Source organism: Bacillus pinisoli, assembly GCF_023036475.1.
Classification (GTDB): domain Bacteria; phylum Bacillota; class Bacilli; order Bacillales; family SA4; genus Bacillus_BS; species Bacillus_BS pinisoli.
Genome location: NZ_JAJQKI010000007.1, coordinates 1 through 17,469, shown reverse-complemented (window position 1 = coordinate 17,469; position 17,469 = coordinate 1). Strand labels below are relative to the sequence as shown.

At 37.6% G+C, this 17,469-nt stretch carries 13 protein-coding genes; 2 read left to right on the top strand and 11 right to left on the bottom strand.

What is annotated here, in order from left to right; all coding sequences use genetic code 11:
- Positions 1 to 164: 164 nt before the first annotated feature.
- The 11 genes from LT143_RS11420 to glcT all read right to left on the bottom strand — a co-directional run bounded on the left by LT143_RS11420 (position 165) and on the right by glcT (position 15,702).
- The gene (locus tag LT143_RS11420) at positions 165 to 1,952 is read right to left on the bottom strand and encodes an L-lactate permease (protein ID WP_246943121.1); all 1,788 of its coding nucleotides are present in this window, start codon (positions 1,950 to 1,952) and stop codon (positions 165 to 167) included.
- A 209-nt stretch (positions 1,953 to 2,161) separates the two neighbouring features.
- Positions 2,162 to 2,941: an IclR family transcriptional regulator gene (locus LT143_RS11415; RefSeq protein ID WP_246943120.1), complete on the bottom strand. Its 780-nt coding sequence runs from the start codon at positions 2,939 to 2,941 to the stop codon at positions 2,162 to 2,164.
- Positions 2,942 to 2,966: 25 nt separating this feature from the next.
- Positions 2,967 to 3,746, bottom strand: coding sequence for a fumarylacetoacetate hydrolase family protein (locus tag LT143_RS11410; protein ID WP_246943119.1), 780 nt, complete (start codon positions 3,744 to 3,746; stop codon positions 2,967 to 2,969).
- A 74-nt stretch (positions 3,747 to 3,820) separates the two neighbouring features.
- Entirely contained in the window at positions 3,821 to 6,001 is a 2,181-nt protein-coding gene (locus LT143_RS11405) for a malate synthase G (RefSeq protein WP_246943118.1), read from the bottom strand.
- 94 nt (positions 6,002 to 6,095) lie between these two features.
- A complete protein-coding gene (locus LT143_RS11400; RefSeq protein ID WP_246943117.1) occupies positions 6,096 to 7,559 on the bottom strand; it encodes an FAD-linked oxidase C-terminal domain-containing protein in 1,464 nt (487 codons plus the stop codon).
- Positions 7,556 to 8,917 (bottom strand): (Fe-S)-binding protein, encoded by a 1,362-nt coding sequence (locus LT143_RS11395; RefSeq protein ID WP_246943116.1) that lies wholly within the window; start codon positions 8,915 to 8,917, stop codon positions 7,556 to 7,558. The genes LT143_RS11400 and LT143_RS11395 overlap by 4 nt, the downstream gene beginning before the upstream one ends.
- Positions 8,918 to 10,237 (bottom strand): FAD-binding oxidoreductase, encoded by a 1,320-nt coding sequence (locus LT143_RS11390; RefSeq protein ID WP_246943115.1) that lies wholly within the window; start codon positions 10,235 to 10,237, stop codon positions 8,918 to 8,920.
- Between the two features lie 242 nt (positions 10,238 to 10,479).
- Positions 10,480 to 12,198, bottom strand: a complete 1,719-nt coding sequence (gene ptsP / locus LT143_RS11385; RefSeq protein WP_246943114.1) for a phosphoenolpyruvate--protein phosphotransferase — start codon at positions 12,196 to 12,198, stop codon at positions 10,480 to 10,482.
- Positions 12,198 to 12,464 (bottom strand): phosphocarrier protein HPr, encoded by a 267-nt coding sequence (locus tag LT143_RS11380; protein WP_246943113.1) that lies wholly within the window; start codon positions 12,462 to 12,464, stop codon positions 12,198 to 12,200. Before LT143_RS11380 ends, ptsP begins: the two co-directional genes overlap by 1 nt.
- A gap of 58 nt (positions 12,465 to 12,522) precedes the next feature.
- Positions 12,523 to 14,586 carry a glucose-specific PTS transporter subunit IIBC gene (gene ptsG / locus LT143_RS11375; RefSeq protein ID WP_246943112.1) on the bottom strand — a complete coding sequence of 688 codons (2,064 nt, stop codon included), beginning with the start codon at positions 14,584 to 14,586 and terminating at the stop codon, positions 12,523 to 12,525.
- A 255-nt stretch (positions 14,587 to 14,841) separates the two neighbouring features.
- Positions 14,842 to 15,702, bottom strand: coding sequence for a glucose PTS transporter transcription antiterminator GlcT (gene glcT / locus LT143_RS11370; protein WP_246943111.1), 861 nt, complete (start codon positions 15,700 to 15,702; stop codon positions 14,842 to 14,844).
- Positions 15,703 to 15,883: 181 nt separating this feature from the next.
- On the opposite strand from glcT, the gene LT143_RS11365 reads away from it, so the two are divergent.
- Together LT143_RS11365 and LT143_RS11360 are read left to right on the top strand one after the other, a co-directional pair.
- Positions 15,884 to 16,651: a DeoR/GlpR family DNA-binding transcription regulator gene (locus tag LT143_RS11365; protein WP_246943110.1), complete on the top strand. Its 768-nt coding sequence runs from the start codon at positions 15,884 to 15,886 to the stop codon at positions 16,649 to 16,651.
- A gap of 1 nt (position 16,652) precedes the next feature.
- Complete coding sequence (locus LT143_RS11360) at positions 16,653 to 17,459, top strand: HAD family hydrolase (protein ID WP_246943109.1); 807 nt, start codon at positions 16,653 to 16,655, stop codon at positions 17,457 to 17,459.
- Positions 17,460 to 17,469 lie beyond the last annotated feature (10 nt).

The window sequence follows — 17,469 nt, the reverse complement described above, 5'->3', positions numbered from 1 at the left end:
CATTTACTCAATTTTATTAGTCAACAGTAGAAAGACCACCTTCACAAAGGTGGTCCCCATCTATATATGAGATAAAACAATCAAAGAACACTAGAATCGTACTATTTACCTTGATTTAGTTTCCTTCCCCCATTAATAGGGATTGTACTCATCAATCTAGAACATTAACCTTTTAGTTTAGCAGACGGATTCGGAGGTAAATTGAACTGAGATCTTTTATCATTCGTAGTGATGATATAAATGGCTGTTGCAACAATGGCTAATGCAATGAAGGAGCCAATATTAAAGATTCCTTTTTGTGAATACCAAACAATCGAATAACCAATCGAACCTGCAAAAAGGGCATAATACGTAAAAGGTAATAACGTTTTTCGGATAACCGCTCCTTCTTTTCCAACTAATCCTACGACAGCCGATGCTGCAACAACATTATGAACACAAATCATGTTCCCTGCAGCTCCCCCCACAGCCTGTAAAGCGACAATCCAGGTTGGATCAACACCAATCTGTGAGCCTACGTCGTATTGAAATAAAGAGAACATCATATTACTTACCGTATTACTTCCAGCAATAAAGGCACCTAGTCCTCCTATAAAGGTTGAGATAAGTGGCCAGAAATCACCCGTAATAGCCGCGACTCCATTCGCAAGCTCAATTGGCATACGCTCAAAGCCGGCTGCTCCACCGCCTGAGTTTAAAAATACCTGAACCATTGGCACTGTAAATACGAGTGCAGTTGAAGCGGCAATCATCGTTTTACCTGATTGAACCCACGCACGCTTGTATGCGCTTCCATCCATTTGATGAATAAAGAAAGTGATGAGGGATACAACAATAAAGATCGTGCCTGGTAGATAAAGTGGTTCAAAACTTGATGATATTTCTGTACCAAATAGATTCTCAAATGAAACTTTCCAAGATTTTAGCCACCCCATAATAGGAAGCGTTTTCAATCTAGTTAATACAAGTAAGACCCCTACAAGTATATACGGTGTCCAAGCAAGGAACATGCTCATACTTCCACTTTTATGTGAAATATCTTTCATGACTAACTTTCCTGACCATTCAGGATCCCATGTTGATTTTTCATCAAAATCCCATGTTTCCTCCGACTTTGGCATTAGAAAGCCCTTCTTTGCCGCCGTGACTACGATAGCTAAACCAATGAGACCACCAATCATAGAAGGAAATTCTGGACCTAATAAATTAGCTACAAGAATATATGGGATGGTCATTGCAAATGAAGCAAATAAGGCAAACTTCCATACTTTAATACCTTCGGAAAATGACTTATTCTTACCAAAAAATTTAGTCATGAGTGCAACCACAAATAAAGGAACAAATGTACCTGCAATCATATGTAACAATGCTACTTTTGTTCCAATCATGGATAAAAAGGAAATCATATCGTTTGTAATACCACTATCTGCTGATAAACCCGTCTGTATTCCAACGAGGATAGGGGTACCTACTGCTCCGAAAGAAACTGGGGTACTTTGTATAACCATGCCTGCAACGACAGCTGCCATTGCTGGAAACCCGAGTCCAACTAGCAGAGGTACGGCTACAGCTGCTGGAGTTCCAAAGCCTGCTGATCCTTCGATAAATGAACCAAACAACCAAGCAATGATTATGACTTGGATTCTACGATCAGGTGAAATATCTGTAAACCCTTGACGAATCGTTTTAATCCCACCACTCTCTTGGAGAGTGTTTAGTAAAAGAATGGCTCCAAAAATGATAAATAATAATGTCCCAGCTACTACTAAACCATGAACCGACGCTGCTGCAACATTAGCCCCAGGAACTTTCCATACAAAAAGAGCGAGGACAACAGCAACAAAATAAGAAATCGGCATTGCTTTACTTGCTGGCCACCGAAGCCCCACGAGGAAAATGGCAACTGCTAGGATGGGAAGAAGAGATAAAAACGCTAACACCCCTGTACTCATGTAAATCTTTCCCCTTTCTATTCTCTAATATGAAACTATGAAAGTTCATTGTTGCGTATAAAGAAACACTGGTGTATAACTGTTGCAAAACTGTTATACAACAACAAACCTCCTTATATTATAGTTGTTTACGTTTCTATTAATTCTTGAAACTGACAAAACTCAAAAAAAATAATCTACTTCTAGTTGAAGTAGATCTGAAAAATTTTTTATTTTATTATGTCTTTTGTATATCCAAGTCTTGTAGATATTCTGTACCCGATTTCTCTCATTTTACCTTGTAGCTGCTCCATTCTTTCACCTGTCATTCTAATGGTCGGGCCTGAAATGCTGACAGCAGCAATAGCCCTTTCTAAATGGTCAAAAATAGGAACTGCGATACAAGAAATACCAGGTTCATTTTCTTCTAAATCAAGTGCATATCCCAATTTTTTCACATTGTTTAATTCCATTAAGAACGCTTCTTTTTCTGTAATGGTTTTATTTGTATGCATAGGAAGACCTTTTCTCTCCACAATATCTAAAACCACGCTCGAGGGTAGATTCGCAAGTATGGCTTTTCCTACCGATGTACAATGCATAGGTGCTCTTTTACCTACCTTAGAATGCATACGTAACGTTTCTGTTCCTTCAAGCTTTTCTATATATACTACTTCTCCTTGATCATAAACAACAAGATGAATAACCTCGTTCGTTTCTTGTTCAAGTTCCTGTAAATAGGGTCTAGCCTCTGCCCTCAGGTCAATAGATTCCAATAGCCTTGAGCTTACTTCTAGAAATTTATACCCTAGTTTATAACGTCCCGTTTCTACATCCTGTTCTACATACCCATATTGAACCAATGTAGATAATATTCTGTATACAGAACTTTTATTAATGTCGATTTGATTGGCAATTTCCGTGACGCCTAATCCACCTTTTTTCATGCTAACAAGATGAACAATATCTAATGCACGACTCACAGATTTGACCATATTTTCTCTTTCCATCACATCACCTCAAGCTACTACAAGCTTAATAAGCATTCACATTCTTCTTAACTTTAACAAATGTGTTTTTTAGATTACCTATTTCTTTGATCTCACATTCGATAACGTTACCTTCGCCTACCATTTCTGCCCCAACCGGGCTACCTGTTAAGATGACGTCACCAGGCTGTAATGTCATAACATTCGTTAAGTACGAAATCATCTTTTTAATGGGAACAATCATAAGTTCAGTGCCACTATTTTGTTTTTCTACTCCATTTAAATATGCCTCCACTCTTACATTAAGCGGATCAAGCTCAGTTTCAATGACTGGCCCTAAAGGGGTAAAGGTATCAAATGCTTTACCAACCGTCCAGTGACCCGCTTCATGGAAAAATTGAGAAGCCGTAACATCATTACCGATTGTATAACCAAAGACATAATCTAATACGTCATCTTCTGAAACTTGCTTCGCTTCTTTCCCGATTACAATGGCTAGCTCAGATTCAAATTTAACCTCGTCAATTCCCTCAGGTATTACGATTTCATCATGTGGACCAATTACAGAGGTAGTGGGCTTAAAGAAAAATACAGGGATACTTGGCAATTCAGCAGGCAGGTCCTCCACCTTCGTAACAAAATTGGCTCCGATCCCAATAATATGTTTTGGCTCTAATGGTGCCAGTAACTTCACTTCTCCTAAGTTATATGTAAGGTCTGTATATTCCCATTTACTAAAGATGTTTCCACTAATCACTTTGATTGTTTGATCTGTAAGTACTCCCGCAAGTGTTTCATTGTTCACTGAAAATCTTACAAATTTCATGGTCAAATCTCCTCTCAATACGTTCATAAGTAGAGGGCATTCCACAGAATGCCCTTAAGCATTTATTTATTAGGCTATTTATTCACAGCTTGCTTTGCCTTTGCTTCAATCCTTCTTCGGTGCAGAATCGGTTCTGTATACCCATTAGGCTGCTGATACCCTTCAAATACTAATTCACAAGCTGCTTGAAAGGCAACAGACTCATCATAATTAGCAGACATTGCTCGGTACTCAGAATCACCAGCATTTTGTTCATCTACTACTTTAGCCATACGTTTTAATGTTTCCAGTACCTGTTCTTTTGTACAAATTCCATGGTGTAACCAGTTTGCAACATGCTGACTTGAGATTCTTAAAGTTGCGCGGTCCTCCATTAATCCAACATTGTTAATGTCAGGTACTTTTGAACAACCTACACCTTGCTCAACCCACCTAACTACGTAACCTAAAATCCCCTGTGCATTATTATCTAATTCTTGTTGAATTTCTTCAGAAGTCCAATTGGGCGCAACTGCTACTGGAACTTCTAAAATATCATTTCTAAGGTCAGCTGATTGCTTTAGAAGTTGGTTCTGTACTTCTTTTACATCAACTTGATGATAATGAAGAGCATGAAGGGTAGCAGCAGTTGGTGATGGTACCCAGGCAGTATTCGCTCCTGCTTTTAGATGTCCTATCTTTTGTGTAATCATCTCTGCCATTAAGTCTGGCATTGCCCACATACCTTTACCAATTTGAGCTTTCCCTTGGAATCCACTTTCTAAGCCGACAAATACATTTGACCTCTCATAGCCTTGTAACCACTTTGTTGTCTTCATTTCATTTTTACGAATCATTGGACCAAGCTCCATGGAAGTATGAATTTCATCACCTGTTCGATCCAAAAATCCTGTATTAATGAAGACAACTCTATCTTTAACTTGGCTTATACAATTTTTAAGGTTTAAGCTAGTACGGCGTTCCTCGTCCATAACCCCAATTTTTAAGGTATTACGTTCTAGACCAAGTAGATCCTCAACTTGATTAAACAATTCATTTGCAAATGCTACTTCTTTTGAACCGTGCATTTTAGGCTTTACAATGTAGACAGAACCCTTTGCAGAATTTTGATAAGGTCCATTTCCTAATAATGAATGCTTGGCAATGAGAGTCGTCACAACTGTATCAAGAATGCCTTCCTGGATTTCTTGTCCATGTTCATCTAGAATCACAGAATTTGTCATCAAATGACCTACATTACGAACAAACATTAAGGAACGTCCTGGCAACACAAGCTCTTTACCAGTTGTAGTGGTGTATGAGCGATCTGGATTTAAAGTTCGGTTCATACTCTTACCACCTTTTTCAAAGGTAGCACTAAGATCACCTTTCATGAGGCCCAACCAGTTTCGGTACACAATTATTTTATCTTCTGCATCAACAGCTGTAACAGAGTCCTCGCAATCCATAATGGTCGTAATGGCAGCCTCAAGTAAAATATCTTTTACACCTGCATCATCATTTTTTCCAATAGGATGTTCTCTGTCCACCTGAATTTCAAAATGGAGACCATTGTTAAGAAATAAAACTGAGTTTGGTTCGTTCGAATCACCTTGATAGCCGATGAATTTAGATTCGACTACAAGACCTGTTGTGGTACCATTTGATAATGTAGCCTGAAGATTACCCTCCACAATAGCATACTTTATGACATTACGATGCGACTGCTCTTTTAAAGGAACAACTTCATCTAAAAATGTTCTGCCAAATTCAATAACTTTATTACCCCGAATAGGATTGTAACCACCTTCTCGAGTAGCACCATCATCTTCACTGATTACGTCTGTACCGTATAATGCATCATATAAGCTACCCCACCTTGCGTTTGCAGCATTAATAGCATAGCGTGAATTATTTACAGGTACTACCAGTTGTGGCCCAGCCTGTAATGTAACAGATTCATCTACATTCTTAGTTGTAATCTCAAAATCCGCAACTTCTGGTTCTAAGTAACCAATTTCAGTAAGAAAGCTCTTGTATTCTTCAAAATTAAAATTTGCTTTATTTTCCTTGTACCAACTATTTATTTTCTCCTGTATTTCATCACGTTGGGCTAATAATGCCTTATTTTTAGGTGTCAGGCCTGAGATTAATTTTTCTAATCCTGCCCAAAAATGACTGTGTTCCACTTCACTTCCTGGAAGAACTTCACGATTAATAAATTCATAGAATGCTGAATCAACTTGGATATTTCCTACTTTAACATATTGACTCATTCATTAATCCCCCTTTTGTTTGTTATTACAAAACAGCGTTTCTTATTTCTTATTAAAATCATATCATGACGTACGAACTTCCTACAATAAAAAGTTAAATTTTGGGTGCATTTTGTTCCTTCAATTCTTGTTTAATTTCAACACACCGTCCCGGGCTTGGGAATAATTTCCCTGCATTTAAAAGATTTTCAGGATTAAATACGTCACGAATATTCGTTTGGGCAATGATTTCTTCATCATTAAAGACAAATCTCATCTCTTCCCTTTTCTCAATTCCCACGCCGTGTTCACCAGTAATCGTACCTCCTGCATCTGCACATACTTGTAAACAAGCACTTCCAGCAGCCAGAGCCTTCTCTGTTTCTCCAGGTACTCTTGCATCAAATAAGACTAATGGATGCAGATTTCCATCCCCGGCGTGAAAGATATTGGCAATTCTTAAACCATAATCTTCGCTAACTCTATTAATCTTACGGAGTACTTCTGGTAGTTTACTTCTAGGAATAACACCGTCTTGAACTAGGTAGTCTGGGGAGATCGCTCCCATCGCTCCAAAACCAGTCTTTCTATTTGCCCACCATCTAGCCCGTTCCTCTTCATCTTTTGCTACCTTTACTTCACGAACATTTCTATTTTTACATACTTCTAGTATTTGATTAATTTGTTCTTCAATGCCGGCAGATATCCCATCGACTTCAATTAATAACAGGGCTTCGATGTCCTTCGGATGTCCAACTGGAAATGCGGCAGCTTCCACACCTTCTATTGCAATTTTATCCATCATTTCAAGTGCTGCCGGTACAATTCCTTGTGAGATAATGTCAGAGACTGCCTGACTGCCATCCTCTATTTGATCAAAATAGGCTAGTACAGTTTGCTTCGCTTCAGGATTTTTTAAGATTCGGACCGTTATTTTTGTTACAATTCCTAAAGTACCTTCAGAACCAGTTAAAAGTCCTAATAAATCATATCCAGGTGAATCTGGAATCCCATTTTGACCAATTTCAATAATGTCTCCATTAGGAAGAACAACTTCTAGGCCTAAAATATGATTAGTCGTTACACCGTATTTAAGACAATGGGCTCCACCAGCATTCTCTGCAACATTACCACCAATCGTGCAGCAGTATTGACTAGATGGGTCGGGTGCATAATAGTACCCCTTATGAGAAATTGAGTTTGTAAGCTTAAGATTTACAAAGCCTGGTTCAACAACAGCTCTTCTATTTTCTAAATCTACACGAAGTAATTTTTTCATCCTAACTAAGCTGATAATAACTTCTCCGTTTAAAGGAATAGCCCCACCGCTTAATCCAGTACCTGCCCCTCTTGCTAAGAAAGGTAGGCCATTTTCAGAGCAGTATCTTACAATATCGGAAACTTCCTTCGTATTCTGGGGGAAGACTACTGCTTTTGGCAAATGCTTATGAAGTGTAAAACCATCGCAATCATAGGCAATTAAGTCTTCTTTGTGATAGAGTATAGATTTTTTTCCGCCTACAATTTTAGCGAGGTTCTTAATATGTGAATCCTTTGTATTTACAAGGTTTCCAATCATTGATTTCCCCCCTCTTGTTCAGACTCTTTTTGATAGGCCCAGTCCAGTAATTGAACAGTATGAACGATTTTCTGGTTCCGTCCATATTTTTGAACTCCAATTGCCATTTGCAACATGCATCCGGGGTTCCCCATTGAGATCATTTCCACGTCATCCGGTACGTTTTGCATCTTACTTTCTAAGACTTCTCCCGCCATTTCGGGATTTGTGATATTGTATATACCCGCACTACCACAACAGCGGTCTGCATTAGGCATATGGACCATTTCTACACCCGGTATATTTATTAATAAGTCTCTTGGCTCTTTACGTACACCTTGGCCATGGGCTAAATGACATGCATCGTGATACGTAATTTTCGTTTTTATCTCCGCTTTCGGTTTATCATATCCGGTGTCATATAAATATTTAGAGATGTCTTTTACCTTCTTTGAAAATCCAAGCGCTTTTTCGTGCCAGATAGGATCATCTCTAAATAACTCCGGATAATCGTGGAGCATACAACCACATCCTGCTGCATTCACGATTACTGTTTCTGACTGTTCAAATGCCTCAATATTTTGCTTTGCGAGCTTTCTTCCAGTCTCTCGATCCCCCGCATGGACATGAAGGGCACCACAGCATGTTTGTTGATTGGGGATTACGACATCATTGCCATTTCTAGTCAATACATTGATCGTCGCTTCATTAATATCACTAAACATTACATCCATAACACAGCCTGTTAAAAATGCAACTTCATTCTTCGTCATTCCTTTCGCTTTAATAACTGGTTCATTTTTATATTTTTTTCTTACAGGCTCGTTTATTTCTGGCATAACAGATTCCATATCGACAAGATGGTCAGGCATGATATGGATTAAACCTGTCTTACGTACAACTTTCTGAATACCACTTTTTTGATAGAATTTTAGAAAGCTACCAAAGTTGTTTAATCGTGAAGAGTGAGGAAAGAGTTCTTGTAGGAAAAATTTATTTACAGCTGCCTTCCAGCCCTTTAAAGGGAGGGCCTGGCGAATTTGACCTCTTGCTTCTTCAATTAACCCGCCAACATCTACATCTGCAGGACATGCAGTCGTACACGCCCGACAATCTAAACAGGCAAATACAGGATCTGTAAAATACTCATTTACTTCAAGCTTTCCTTCAGCCACAGATTTAATAAGGTGAACCCTACCTCTTGGTGAATGCTGCTCTTGTCCGGTTATTTCGTATGTAGGGCATGACTCTAAGCACATACCACAATGTACGCAATCAGCCCATTTATTTTCATCTGGGTGGTCGCTCCATTTAAAATTACTCAAGCTATTTGTTGTACATGGGGGGTCCTGTTGTAACAATTTTTCACTTACACTCATTTAGATGCCTCCTACATAACGTTTATAATTCAACAAGTTATTAGGATCAATTTTTCCCTTTATCCCTTTTAACAGAAAGAAATAGGATGGTAGTTCTCCCCATACATTAATCGTCTTTCTGAGCTCATAAGGTAGATGTTTAATAACCGCATACCCACCTAGGTTATTTGCATATGTTCTCAATTGTTTTATAGTTTTTAGAACATCTTCCTCTGCCCCACTAATATGAAATATGCATAACCCATGACCTAACCCACCATGAGCTTCTATTCGTACATTATTTTTATCTTGAAGAATCTCTGACTCTCTTAAAATACTAATGACATCGAGATTAACAAGTCCTACTTTCAAAGTTGCATCCGTGATTTTCTTTTCAAGTGTTAAAGGTTCTGGACCAAGTTTATAAAATTTTGACCAAAATTTAGAAGCCTCGTTTTTTTCATAAGTAACCATTTTTACTCCTAATGGTAGTAGTGTAGAAATCTGAAAAACTTGGTAGTCTACAGAGTTTTCAACATCCTCAAAACTTATTGCTAAGCTGTAGGCTTTCTCTCCATACAACCTGTTTGATACTGTTGGATTTAACAATTCTAATGAAACTGGCTCGAGCATGGTATCTAGTATTCTACTAGCAAACTCCTTAATTTCTTGAAATGAGGATCTTTGAAAGCTAAGTAACACGAGCTTTTCATCCTGTGGTAATGGTCTAAGCTTTAGTGTAATCTCTGATAAAACGCCTAGCGTTCCCATTGATCCAATAAATAATTTATTCATGTCATAGCCAGCTACATTTTTTACTACTTTTCCACCTGAACGTATGACTGTACCGTCAGGATAAACGGTTCTTAAACCAATTATTGCATCTCTTGCTGAACCATAGCCCAACCGTTTGGGACCGCTTTCATTAGCAGCTACAATTCCACCGATTGTTGAAGAATCTGGCCAAGTTGGATCTAATGAAATTTTTTGGTTATGTTCAGCTAAGTATTGCTGTAACTCGCCAAAAGGTGTTCCTGCTTTTACTGTTAGTGTCATGTCGCCAATAGTATGTTCCACTATACCTCTGTAATCAAACAGAGATAGAAGTATATCTGCTGTTTCATTTACTCCGCCAAATCCTCTTTTTGTGCCTGCACCCATTAAAGTAATTTTGAGGTTTCTTTCGCTTGCAAACTTCAAGAGATGAATGATTTCATCTTCCGTCGTCGGGTACACCGTTAGACCACCACTGTTTCCTAACGGATGCTTTTCATAAGATTCTATAATTTTCTCCTCAGAAATGACGGACTTTAGATCCGATAAATATTCAGCCACAACCACTTCAAACACCTCCGTTTCTTAATAACAAACAGTGTTTCTAATTAAATTCAAAAAAAAGATTCCCCTACTATTACCTAAATTAAACCATTTGTCCCTGTTTATTTCAACTAATATTTAGAAAATTCTAACATAAATATGAAACCAACTAAGAACGACATTAACATTATATTCACTAAAATTCTGCTCATACCAAGTTAAAAAGAAAAAGAGCAGAAAACAAGAAGTTCTCTACTCTTAAAAATCTACTTCATAAAATGTTCACGAACAAACTCTTCAACTTCTTCAGTTGTACTCATGGATAAAATCGTATGCTTATGCTTCGAAATTTCTTCCTTAGATAAAGTTTTTAGCTGTGAACGTGCTGGTAAAATAGAGGTTGCGCTCATGCTAAATTCATCTAGGCCTAGTCCAAGAAGTAACGGAATAGCGATTGGATCCCCAGCCATTTCTCCACACATTCCTGCCCACTTACCTTCTTTGTGAGCAGCTTCAATGACCATATTTACTAAACGAAGTATAGCTGGATGATATGGTTGATACAAGTAAGATACTTGTTCATTCATACGGTCAGCTGCCATTGTGTATTGAATAAGATCATTTGTTCCGATACTGAAGAAATCAACTTCTTTTGCAAATTGGTCTGCAATAATAGCACTAGATGGAATTTCAACCATCATCCCAATTTCAATGGATTCTGAAACCTTTGTACCAGAAGCTACTAGCTTTTCTTTTTCCTCTAATAAGATTCCCTTCGCTTGACGAAACTCATCTAATGTTGCAATCATAGGGAACATTATTTTTAGATTTCCATATACACTTGCACGTAACAATGCGCGTAATTGTGTCCTAAAAATATCTTGCTCTTCTAGACATAATCGAATTGCACGGAAACCTAAGAATGGATTCATTTCTTTTGGTAAGTGTAAGTAAGGAAGTTCTTTATCTCCACCGATATCTAGCGTACGGACAACAACCGGTTTGTCACCCATGTTCTCTAATACTGTTTTATAAGCTTCGAACTGCTCATCTTCTGTTGGAAGTTGGTCGCGTCCCATATATAAGAACTCAGTACGGTAAAGTCCAACACCTTCTCCACCATTTTCGAGCACACCTTTTACATCTTTCGGTGTTCCGATATTGGCTGCTAGTTCAACATGATGTCCGTCACTAGAAACAGTTTTTTCTTCCTTTAATTTTGCCCATTCTTCTTTTTGCTTTTTATAAGCTTGTTGCTTATTTCTGTATTGAGCAAGTATTTCTTCAGTCGGATTAACAATGACATTCCCATCTAAACCATCGATGATTAATATGTCACCGTTCTTCGTATCACTTGTTACACTTTTCGTCCCTACTACTGCAGGTATTTCCATAGAACGAGCCATGATAGCAGAGTGAGAAGTACGTCCACCTATATCAGTCGTAAAACCTAGAACAAATTGGCGATTTAGTTGTGCTGTATCTGATGGCGTAAGATCCTCAGCTACAATGATAACTTCCTCTGTTACCAGGCTAGGATTTGGAATGTTTACACCTAAAAGATGTGCCAAAATCCGCTTTGTTACGTCACGAATATCAGATGCGCGTTCCTTCATATACTCATTATCCATGTTTTCAAACATGTTAATAAACATGTCTGCTACCTCTTGAAGAGCAAATTCTGGATTAACGTTTTCAGTCTTTACTTTATCTTTCACAGGTTGAATTAACTCAGGATCGTTTACTACTAATAAATGTGCTTCAAAAATAGCAGCCTTATCAGGACCAAGTTCCTTTAAAGTATGCTCTTTTATAGCTGTTAGTTCATTAGCAGACTCTTGTATAGCGTGGTCTAGTCGAGAAACTTCAGCTTCTACATCTGTAATCTCTTTCTTTTCAATGGTTAGGTCTGGATGAACTAAATGATACGCTTTAGCAATAGCAATTCCTTGAGATGCAGCAATACCGTTTATTGTGTTAGTCATTATTCTGCTAATCCTTCTTTTTTAATAGTTTCTGTTATTGCCTCTACTGCTCGCTCTTCATCTTCACCACTTGCATTTACTTTAATTTGTCCACCACTTGGAATACCTAAAGACATGACGCCCATAATTGATTTCAAATTAACAGAACGTCCATTGTATTCTAATGTAACATCACTATTGAACTGTCCAGCTGTTTGCACTAAAACTGTTGCTGGTCTTGCGTGAATACCCGATTCTGCTGTAATAGTAAAAGTTTTCTCTGCCATTTATAACATCTCCCTTTTTATTCCATGCAAGGTCCATAAGACCTTGCATAATTAATGTTTAACCTTCAATCTTAACTACTGTTTCTCCTCTAGTTACATTTCCTTGCTTTCCTAATGCAACTGTTTGACCTTGCTTTAAATTTGTAAAGATAATTGGTGTAATGAGTGAAGGTGCTTTTCCTTTAACAAAGTCAAGGTCAACTTTTAGTAACTCTTGTCCTTTTTTCACTTGATCACCTTGTGATACAAGGGCAGTAAATCCTTCACCTTTTAAATTCACGGTATCAATACCCACATGAATGAGGATTTCTCTTCCATTTGTTGATTCAATACCTATTGCATGCTTTGTCGGAAATAAGTTTACAATTGTTCCATCCACCGGTGAAACTACAACTCCCTCAGTCGGAAGGACAGCATAGCCATCACCCATCATACGTTGTGAGAACACTTGATCCGGAACATCGTCAAGTTGCATCACTTGTCCTGTCAACGGGGAAGAATACTCTTCTAGTTCAGGTTTCGTTTGTAATGCCTCTGGGTTTATCTCCTCAATTTGTTGTTCGACTCCTTTTTCTGGAGATTTAGCAACTATACGAGGTGCTTTTCCACTCATAATATCTTGCATTTGAGTTTTAAGATTATCAGATAATGGACCAAAAATAGCTTGAATATTGTTACCTACTTCAAGTACGCCTGAAGCCCCCAGTTTCTTCAATCGATCTTTATCCACTTGTTTTTGATCATTAACTGTTACACGAAGTCTTGTAATGCAAGCATCAAGATGAGCGATATTCTCTTTACCACCCATTGCCTCAAGTATATTGTACGGAAGTTCCCCAGCTTTAACTGGTGCATGAGTTGAACTCTCAGACACATCTTCACGTCCTGGAGTCTTTAAATTAAACTTCCTAATAGCAAAACGGAAACCAAAGTAATAGATGACAGCAAATACTAATCCTACTGGAATCACCAGCCACCAATCGGTTCTACCAGGTAAAACTCCAAATAATAAGTAATCAATGACTCCACCAGAAAACGTCATACCTATTTTGACATTTAAGAGATGCATAACCATGAATGAAAATCCTGCAAAAATAGCATGGATACCAAATAAGACTGGTGCAACAAATAGGAAAGAAAATTCTATTGGCTCAGTAATTCCTGTTAAGAATGAAGTTAAAGCTGCAGAGCCCATGATACCAGCAACAAGTTTTTTATTTTCTTTCCGAGCTTCATGATAAATGGCTAAAGCTGCAGCAGGAAGGCCAAACATCATGAAAGGAAACTTACCTGTCATGAAAGTCCCAGCTGTTAATTCAGCCCCTTCACGAATCTGTTCCATGAATATACGTTGATCTCCACGGACGATTTCCCCCGCAGTGTTCGTATATTGACCAAACTCATACCAAATCGGTGAGTAGAAAATATGATGTAATCCAAATGGAATTAATGATCTTTCGATAACACCAAATAAGAATGCAGATAAAGTACGGTTCGCATCAATCACGTAGTAAGAGAAATGATTTAAGCCAGTTTGAATGGGTGGCCAGATAATTAACATTAAAAAGCCAAGTAATACTGCTGTAGCTGCTGTCACGATTGGGACAAATCTTTTTCCAGCGAAAAATCCTAGATAAGATGGCAATTCAATATTAAAGTATTTTCCGTAAAGGTACGCAGCTATGATACCGACAATGATCCCGCCAAACACTCCTGTTTGTAAGGTAGGTATACCAAGAACTGTTGCATAAGCAGGATCACTTACTCCCTCAGCTAAAGGTAATTTACCTTGAATAACAAGGATTGTATTCATGGTACGGTTCATAATTAAGTAACCAATAATGGCTGCTAACCCTGCAACTCCATCGCCAGCCAATCCAATGGCTACACCGACAGCAAATAATAGAGGAAGGTTATCAAATACAATCCCACCTGCCCCCTCCATGACAACGGCTATATTTTGTAACCAACCAACGCCAATGTATGGTGCCTTTTCTAATGTTGCAGGATTCTGTAAGGCATTTCCTAGCGCTAGTAAGATACCAGCAGCCGGTAAAAGCGCAACTGGAAGCATTAGGGCTCTACCAACTTTTTGTAAGGTACCAAAAATCCTCTTAAACATTGTATCCTCCTTTAAGCCATGTTCTGTTAACGTTTTACTGTTCCATTGTTCTGATTAAGTCTATCTATGTAGACAGCTAATAAGGTTACTTTTCCTCAATGAAGCCCTAAGTAAACAGTATGAATCTACAATTTTCGCAAAGTAAACGAAAAAAAAGACATGAGAAAAGAAGCTATAGATTCACAATGGTATTATGCCCCACTTGTGTCCATCTATCACTCTTCTTCACTCATGCCTGATCGAATCAGTAACACGTTAGAAAGTAATTTGTTCACTTTTAGCTGAAAGCCTTTGCAAATGCAAAGTTAAGTAAACTGCCTCAGCATCTAGAACCTTTAGTTGTAGTTCTTGCTGAACTATCTTAATCAGCTTCCATGCGAGATTATAGCATATTGGATATTCGGTCTGCAATAATTTTGAAAAACTTGATGAAATTTCAACCTCTTCACCCGATTTCACCCGATCAATCATATAACGGATGTGACGAACTAGCCTAATATATTGAACACCTTCACGGTCAAGCTGGATTTTTAAAGTATTCTCTGTGATTTCAACTAGTACATGTGTCAGCCTTGAATATTGATTTACTTCTGATAAGTGTCGATCTGAGATGGCACTGTGAATATGTAAAGCTATAAAACCAATCTCACCTTCTGGAAAGTCTATTTCTAAGCGGTTATTAATCATCTGAACTACATTATCAGCAATACTAAATTCCTCAGGATATAAAGTCTTTGTTTCAAGAAGAAAAGGATTCTTAATCTCTAGCCCTTCTTGTAATCTTTTGATAGCAAAGGAAATGTGGTCCGTTAGAGAGATGAGTATTTGTTGATTTAACTCTTTCTTTAACCTGCTTTTAATATAATGAATACATTCATTCATACATTCTATAATCTCTTCACTGATGTATGGAAGAAGCTTTTTATATTGCTCTTGTTCTTTTGTATTTGTTAATACAAAAAGCTTCTCTACTGGGGAAAGGTCTAAAGGATCTCCCTTTGATTTATTAAAACCGATACCTTTACCTATTAATACAACTTCATTTTCATCAGGAAGACTACTAGCTATGACTACATTATTGTTTAATGCTTTTTTTACTGTATATGAAATGCTCATATCTAACACCTGCTAACCATAACGTATTGTGTTTATCGTATCGGAAAGTATTCTTTGTGGTCAATTATTTATTACAGTAATTATTTATATACTTACTTACACTTACATTTACTTATATTCACTTAATATATACTTGCTCACACTTACGAATACTTACTATAATACCAATAGGAGGTGGACAATGTTTCAAGAAGAACGACTGCTCGAAATCAAAAAAATACTTCAAGAAAAGAAACGAATTAGTATTGAAGATATCTGTGAGACCTTTACTGTTTCTAGAGATACGGCAAGACGAGATTTAGTTAAATTAGACGAACAAGGTCATATTATAAGGACAAGAGGCGGTGCACTATTACCTACAAACCAACTTCCTGTTCAAACGTATGAAGACCGTTTGCTTGCACAAAAAACATTAAAAGATAAAATAGGAAAAGCTGCAACGCAGTTAATTCGTGATGGCGAACAAGTTCTACTCGACTCATCTACCACAGTCCAATCGATGATCCATTATTGGCAGAGTACTTATAACAAGATTGTGACAAATTCCGTTGATATTGCCAGTATAGTAACAAATACATATCAAGCTGAAGTCCATATCCTTGGTGGAGTTATTCATCCAAAACAACGATTTATATATGGTGCAAAGGCTTTAGAACAGTTATCACAATTACATTTTCATAAGCTATTTTTAGGTGCGTGTGGTGTGTCACAAATTGGACTATCCAATCCATATGAAGAAGAAGCGACCCTCTTAAGAACAATGATTAAACAATCTGAACAAATTATCGTGTTGGCGGATCATAAAAAATTTCACCAACAGCTTTTTCATCATGTATGTCCTCTTGAGAGTATAGATATCATTATCACTGACCAGGTTCCAGACTCTGTGTATCAAGAGCTCCTTCATGATTTAGATATTCAGCTAATTATAACAAAAGGAGATGAGTAAGTTGATTAAACTATTTGTGAGTGATTTAGATGGTACTCTTTTAGATGAGAATAAAGTAGTGCGTCAACAGGATATGGACTGTATGGCTAAAGCAATTGAATCTGGGGTTAGTATTTGCTTAGCCAGCGGAAGAAAGGATATTGATATTTTGGCTGTTTCCGAAATGATTAACCAAACTTCTCACCGAATCAGTCAAAATGGTGCGTTTATTGTGATGGACGATGAAACTGACCTTCATAGTACATTTTTCACACCGGGTATTGCCAAGAAAATTTATCATCATGTAGTGGAAAAGGAAGTCTTAACTTTTGTATCAACGAGAGAGGATGAAATGATAGATCGCTCAAATGATATTGTTGAGAGAATTCAAAAAGTATTATTTTCACCACTCATCATTAATCCAAATCTTAGAGACGAAGTGGGAGTCTCTATTCAACCTTCTAAAATTGTAGTGACGGGAAAAGATGAAGTAATTGAAGAAATTCAAGAAGAGCTACAATTGCTTTTTCCAGATGAACTAGATGCTTTTATTTCAGCGAAATATACATTGGACCTTATGCCTAAAAATATCAGCAAAGGCAATGCAGTGAAGAAATTAGCTGATCAATTAGGGATTACGATGGATGAGGTCGCTTGTATTGGTGATTCGTTCAATGACGTACCTATGCTTCAAGTAGCTAAATATGGATTTGCAATGAGGGAAGCAAAACCAGGTGTAAAAGAACATGCTTCTTATGTTGTTGATACAGTTGGAGAAGCGATTGAAATAGTATTAGACATTAATAGTAAAGACCTTGCTACTAGATAATTTAAAAGAT

Excerpts from the sequence above, each read along its gene's own strand:
- LT143_RS11420 (WP_246943121.1), bottom strand. The coding sequence starts at position 1,952 with ATGAGTACAGGGGTGTTAGCGTTTTTATCTCTTCTTCCCATCCTAGCA.
- LT143_RS11415 (WP_246943120.1), bottom strand. The coding sequence starts at position 2,941 with ATGGAAAGAGAAAATATGGTCAAATCTGTGAGTCGTGCATTAGATATT.
- LT143_RS11410 (WP_246943119.1), bottom strand. The coding sequence starts at position 3,746 with ATGAAATTTGTAAGATTTTCAGTGAACAATGAAACACTTGCGGGAGTA.
- LT143_RS11405 (WP_246943118.1), bottom strand. The coding sequence starts at position 6,001 with ATGAGTCAATATGTTAAAGTAGGAAATATCCAAGTTGATTCAGCATTC.
- LT143_RS11400 (WP_246943117.1), bottom strand. The coding sequence starts at position 7,559 with ATGATTGGAAACCTTGTAAATACAAAGGATTCACATATTAAGAACCTC.
- LT143_RS11395 (WP_246943116.1), bottom strand. The coding sequence starts at position 8,917 with ATGAGTGTAAGTGAAAAATTGTTACAACAGGACCCCCCATGTACAACA.
- ptsP (WP_246943114.1), bottom strand. The coding sequence starts at position 12,198 with ATGACTAACACAATAAACGGTATTGCTGCATCTCAAGGAATTGCTATT.
- LT143_RS11380 (WP_246943113.1), bottom strand. The coding sequence starts at position 12,464 with ATGGCAGAGAAAACTTTTACTATTACAGCAGAATCGGGTATTCACGCA.
- ptsG (WP_246943112.1), bottom strand. The coding sequence starts at position 14,586 with ATGTTTAAGAGGATTTTTGGTACCTTACAAAAAGTTGGTAGAGCCCTA.
- glcT (WP_246943111.1), bottom strand. The coding sequence starts at position 15,702 with ATGAGCATTTCATATACAGTAAAAAAAGCATTAAACAATAATGTAGTC.
- LT143_RS11365 (WP_246943110.1), top strand. The coding sequence starts at position 15,884 with ATGTTTCAAGAAGAACGACTGCTCGAAATCAAAAAAATACTTCAAGAA.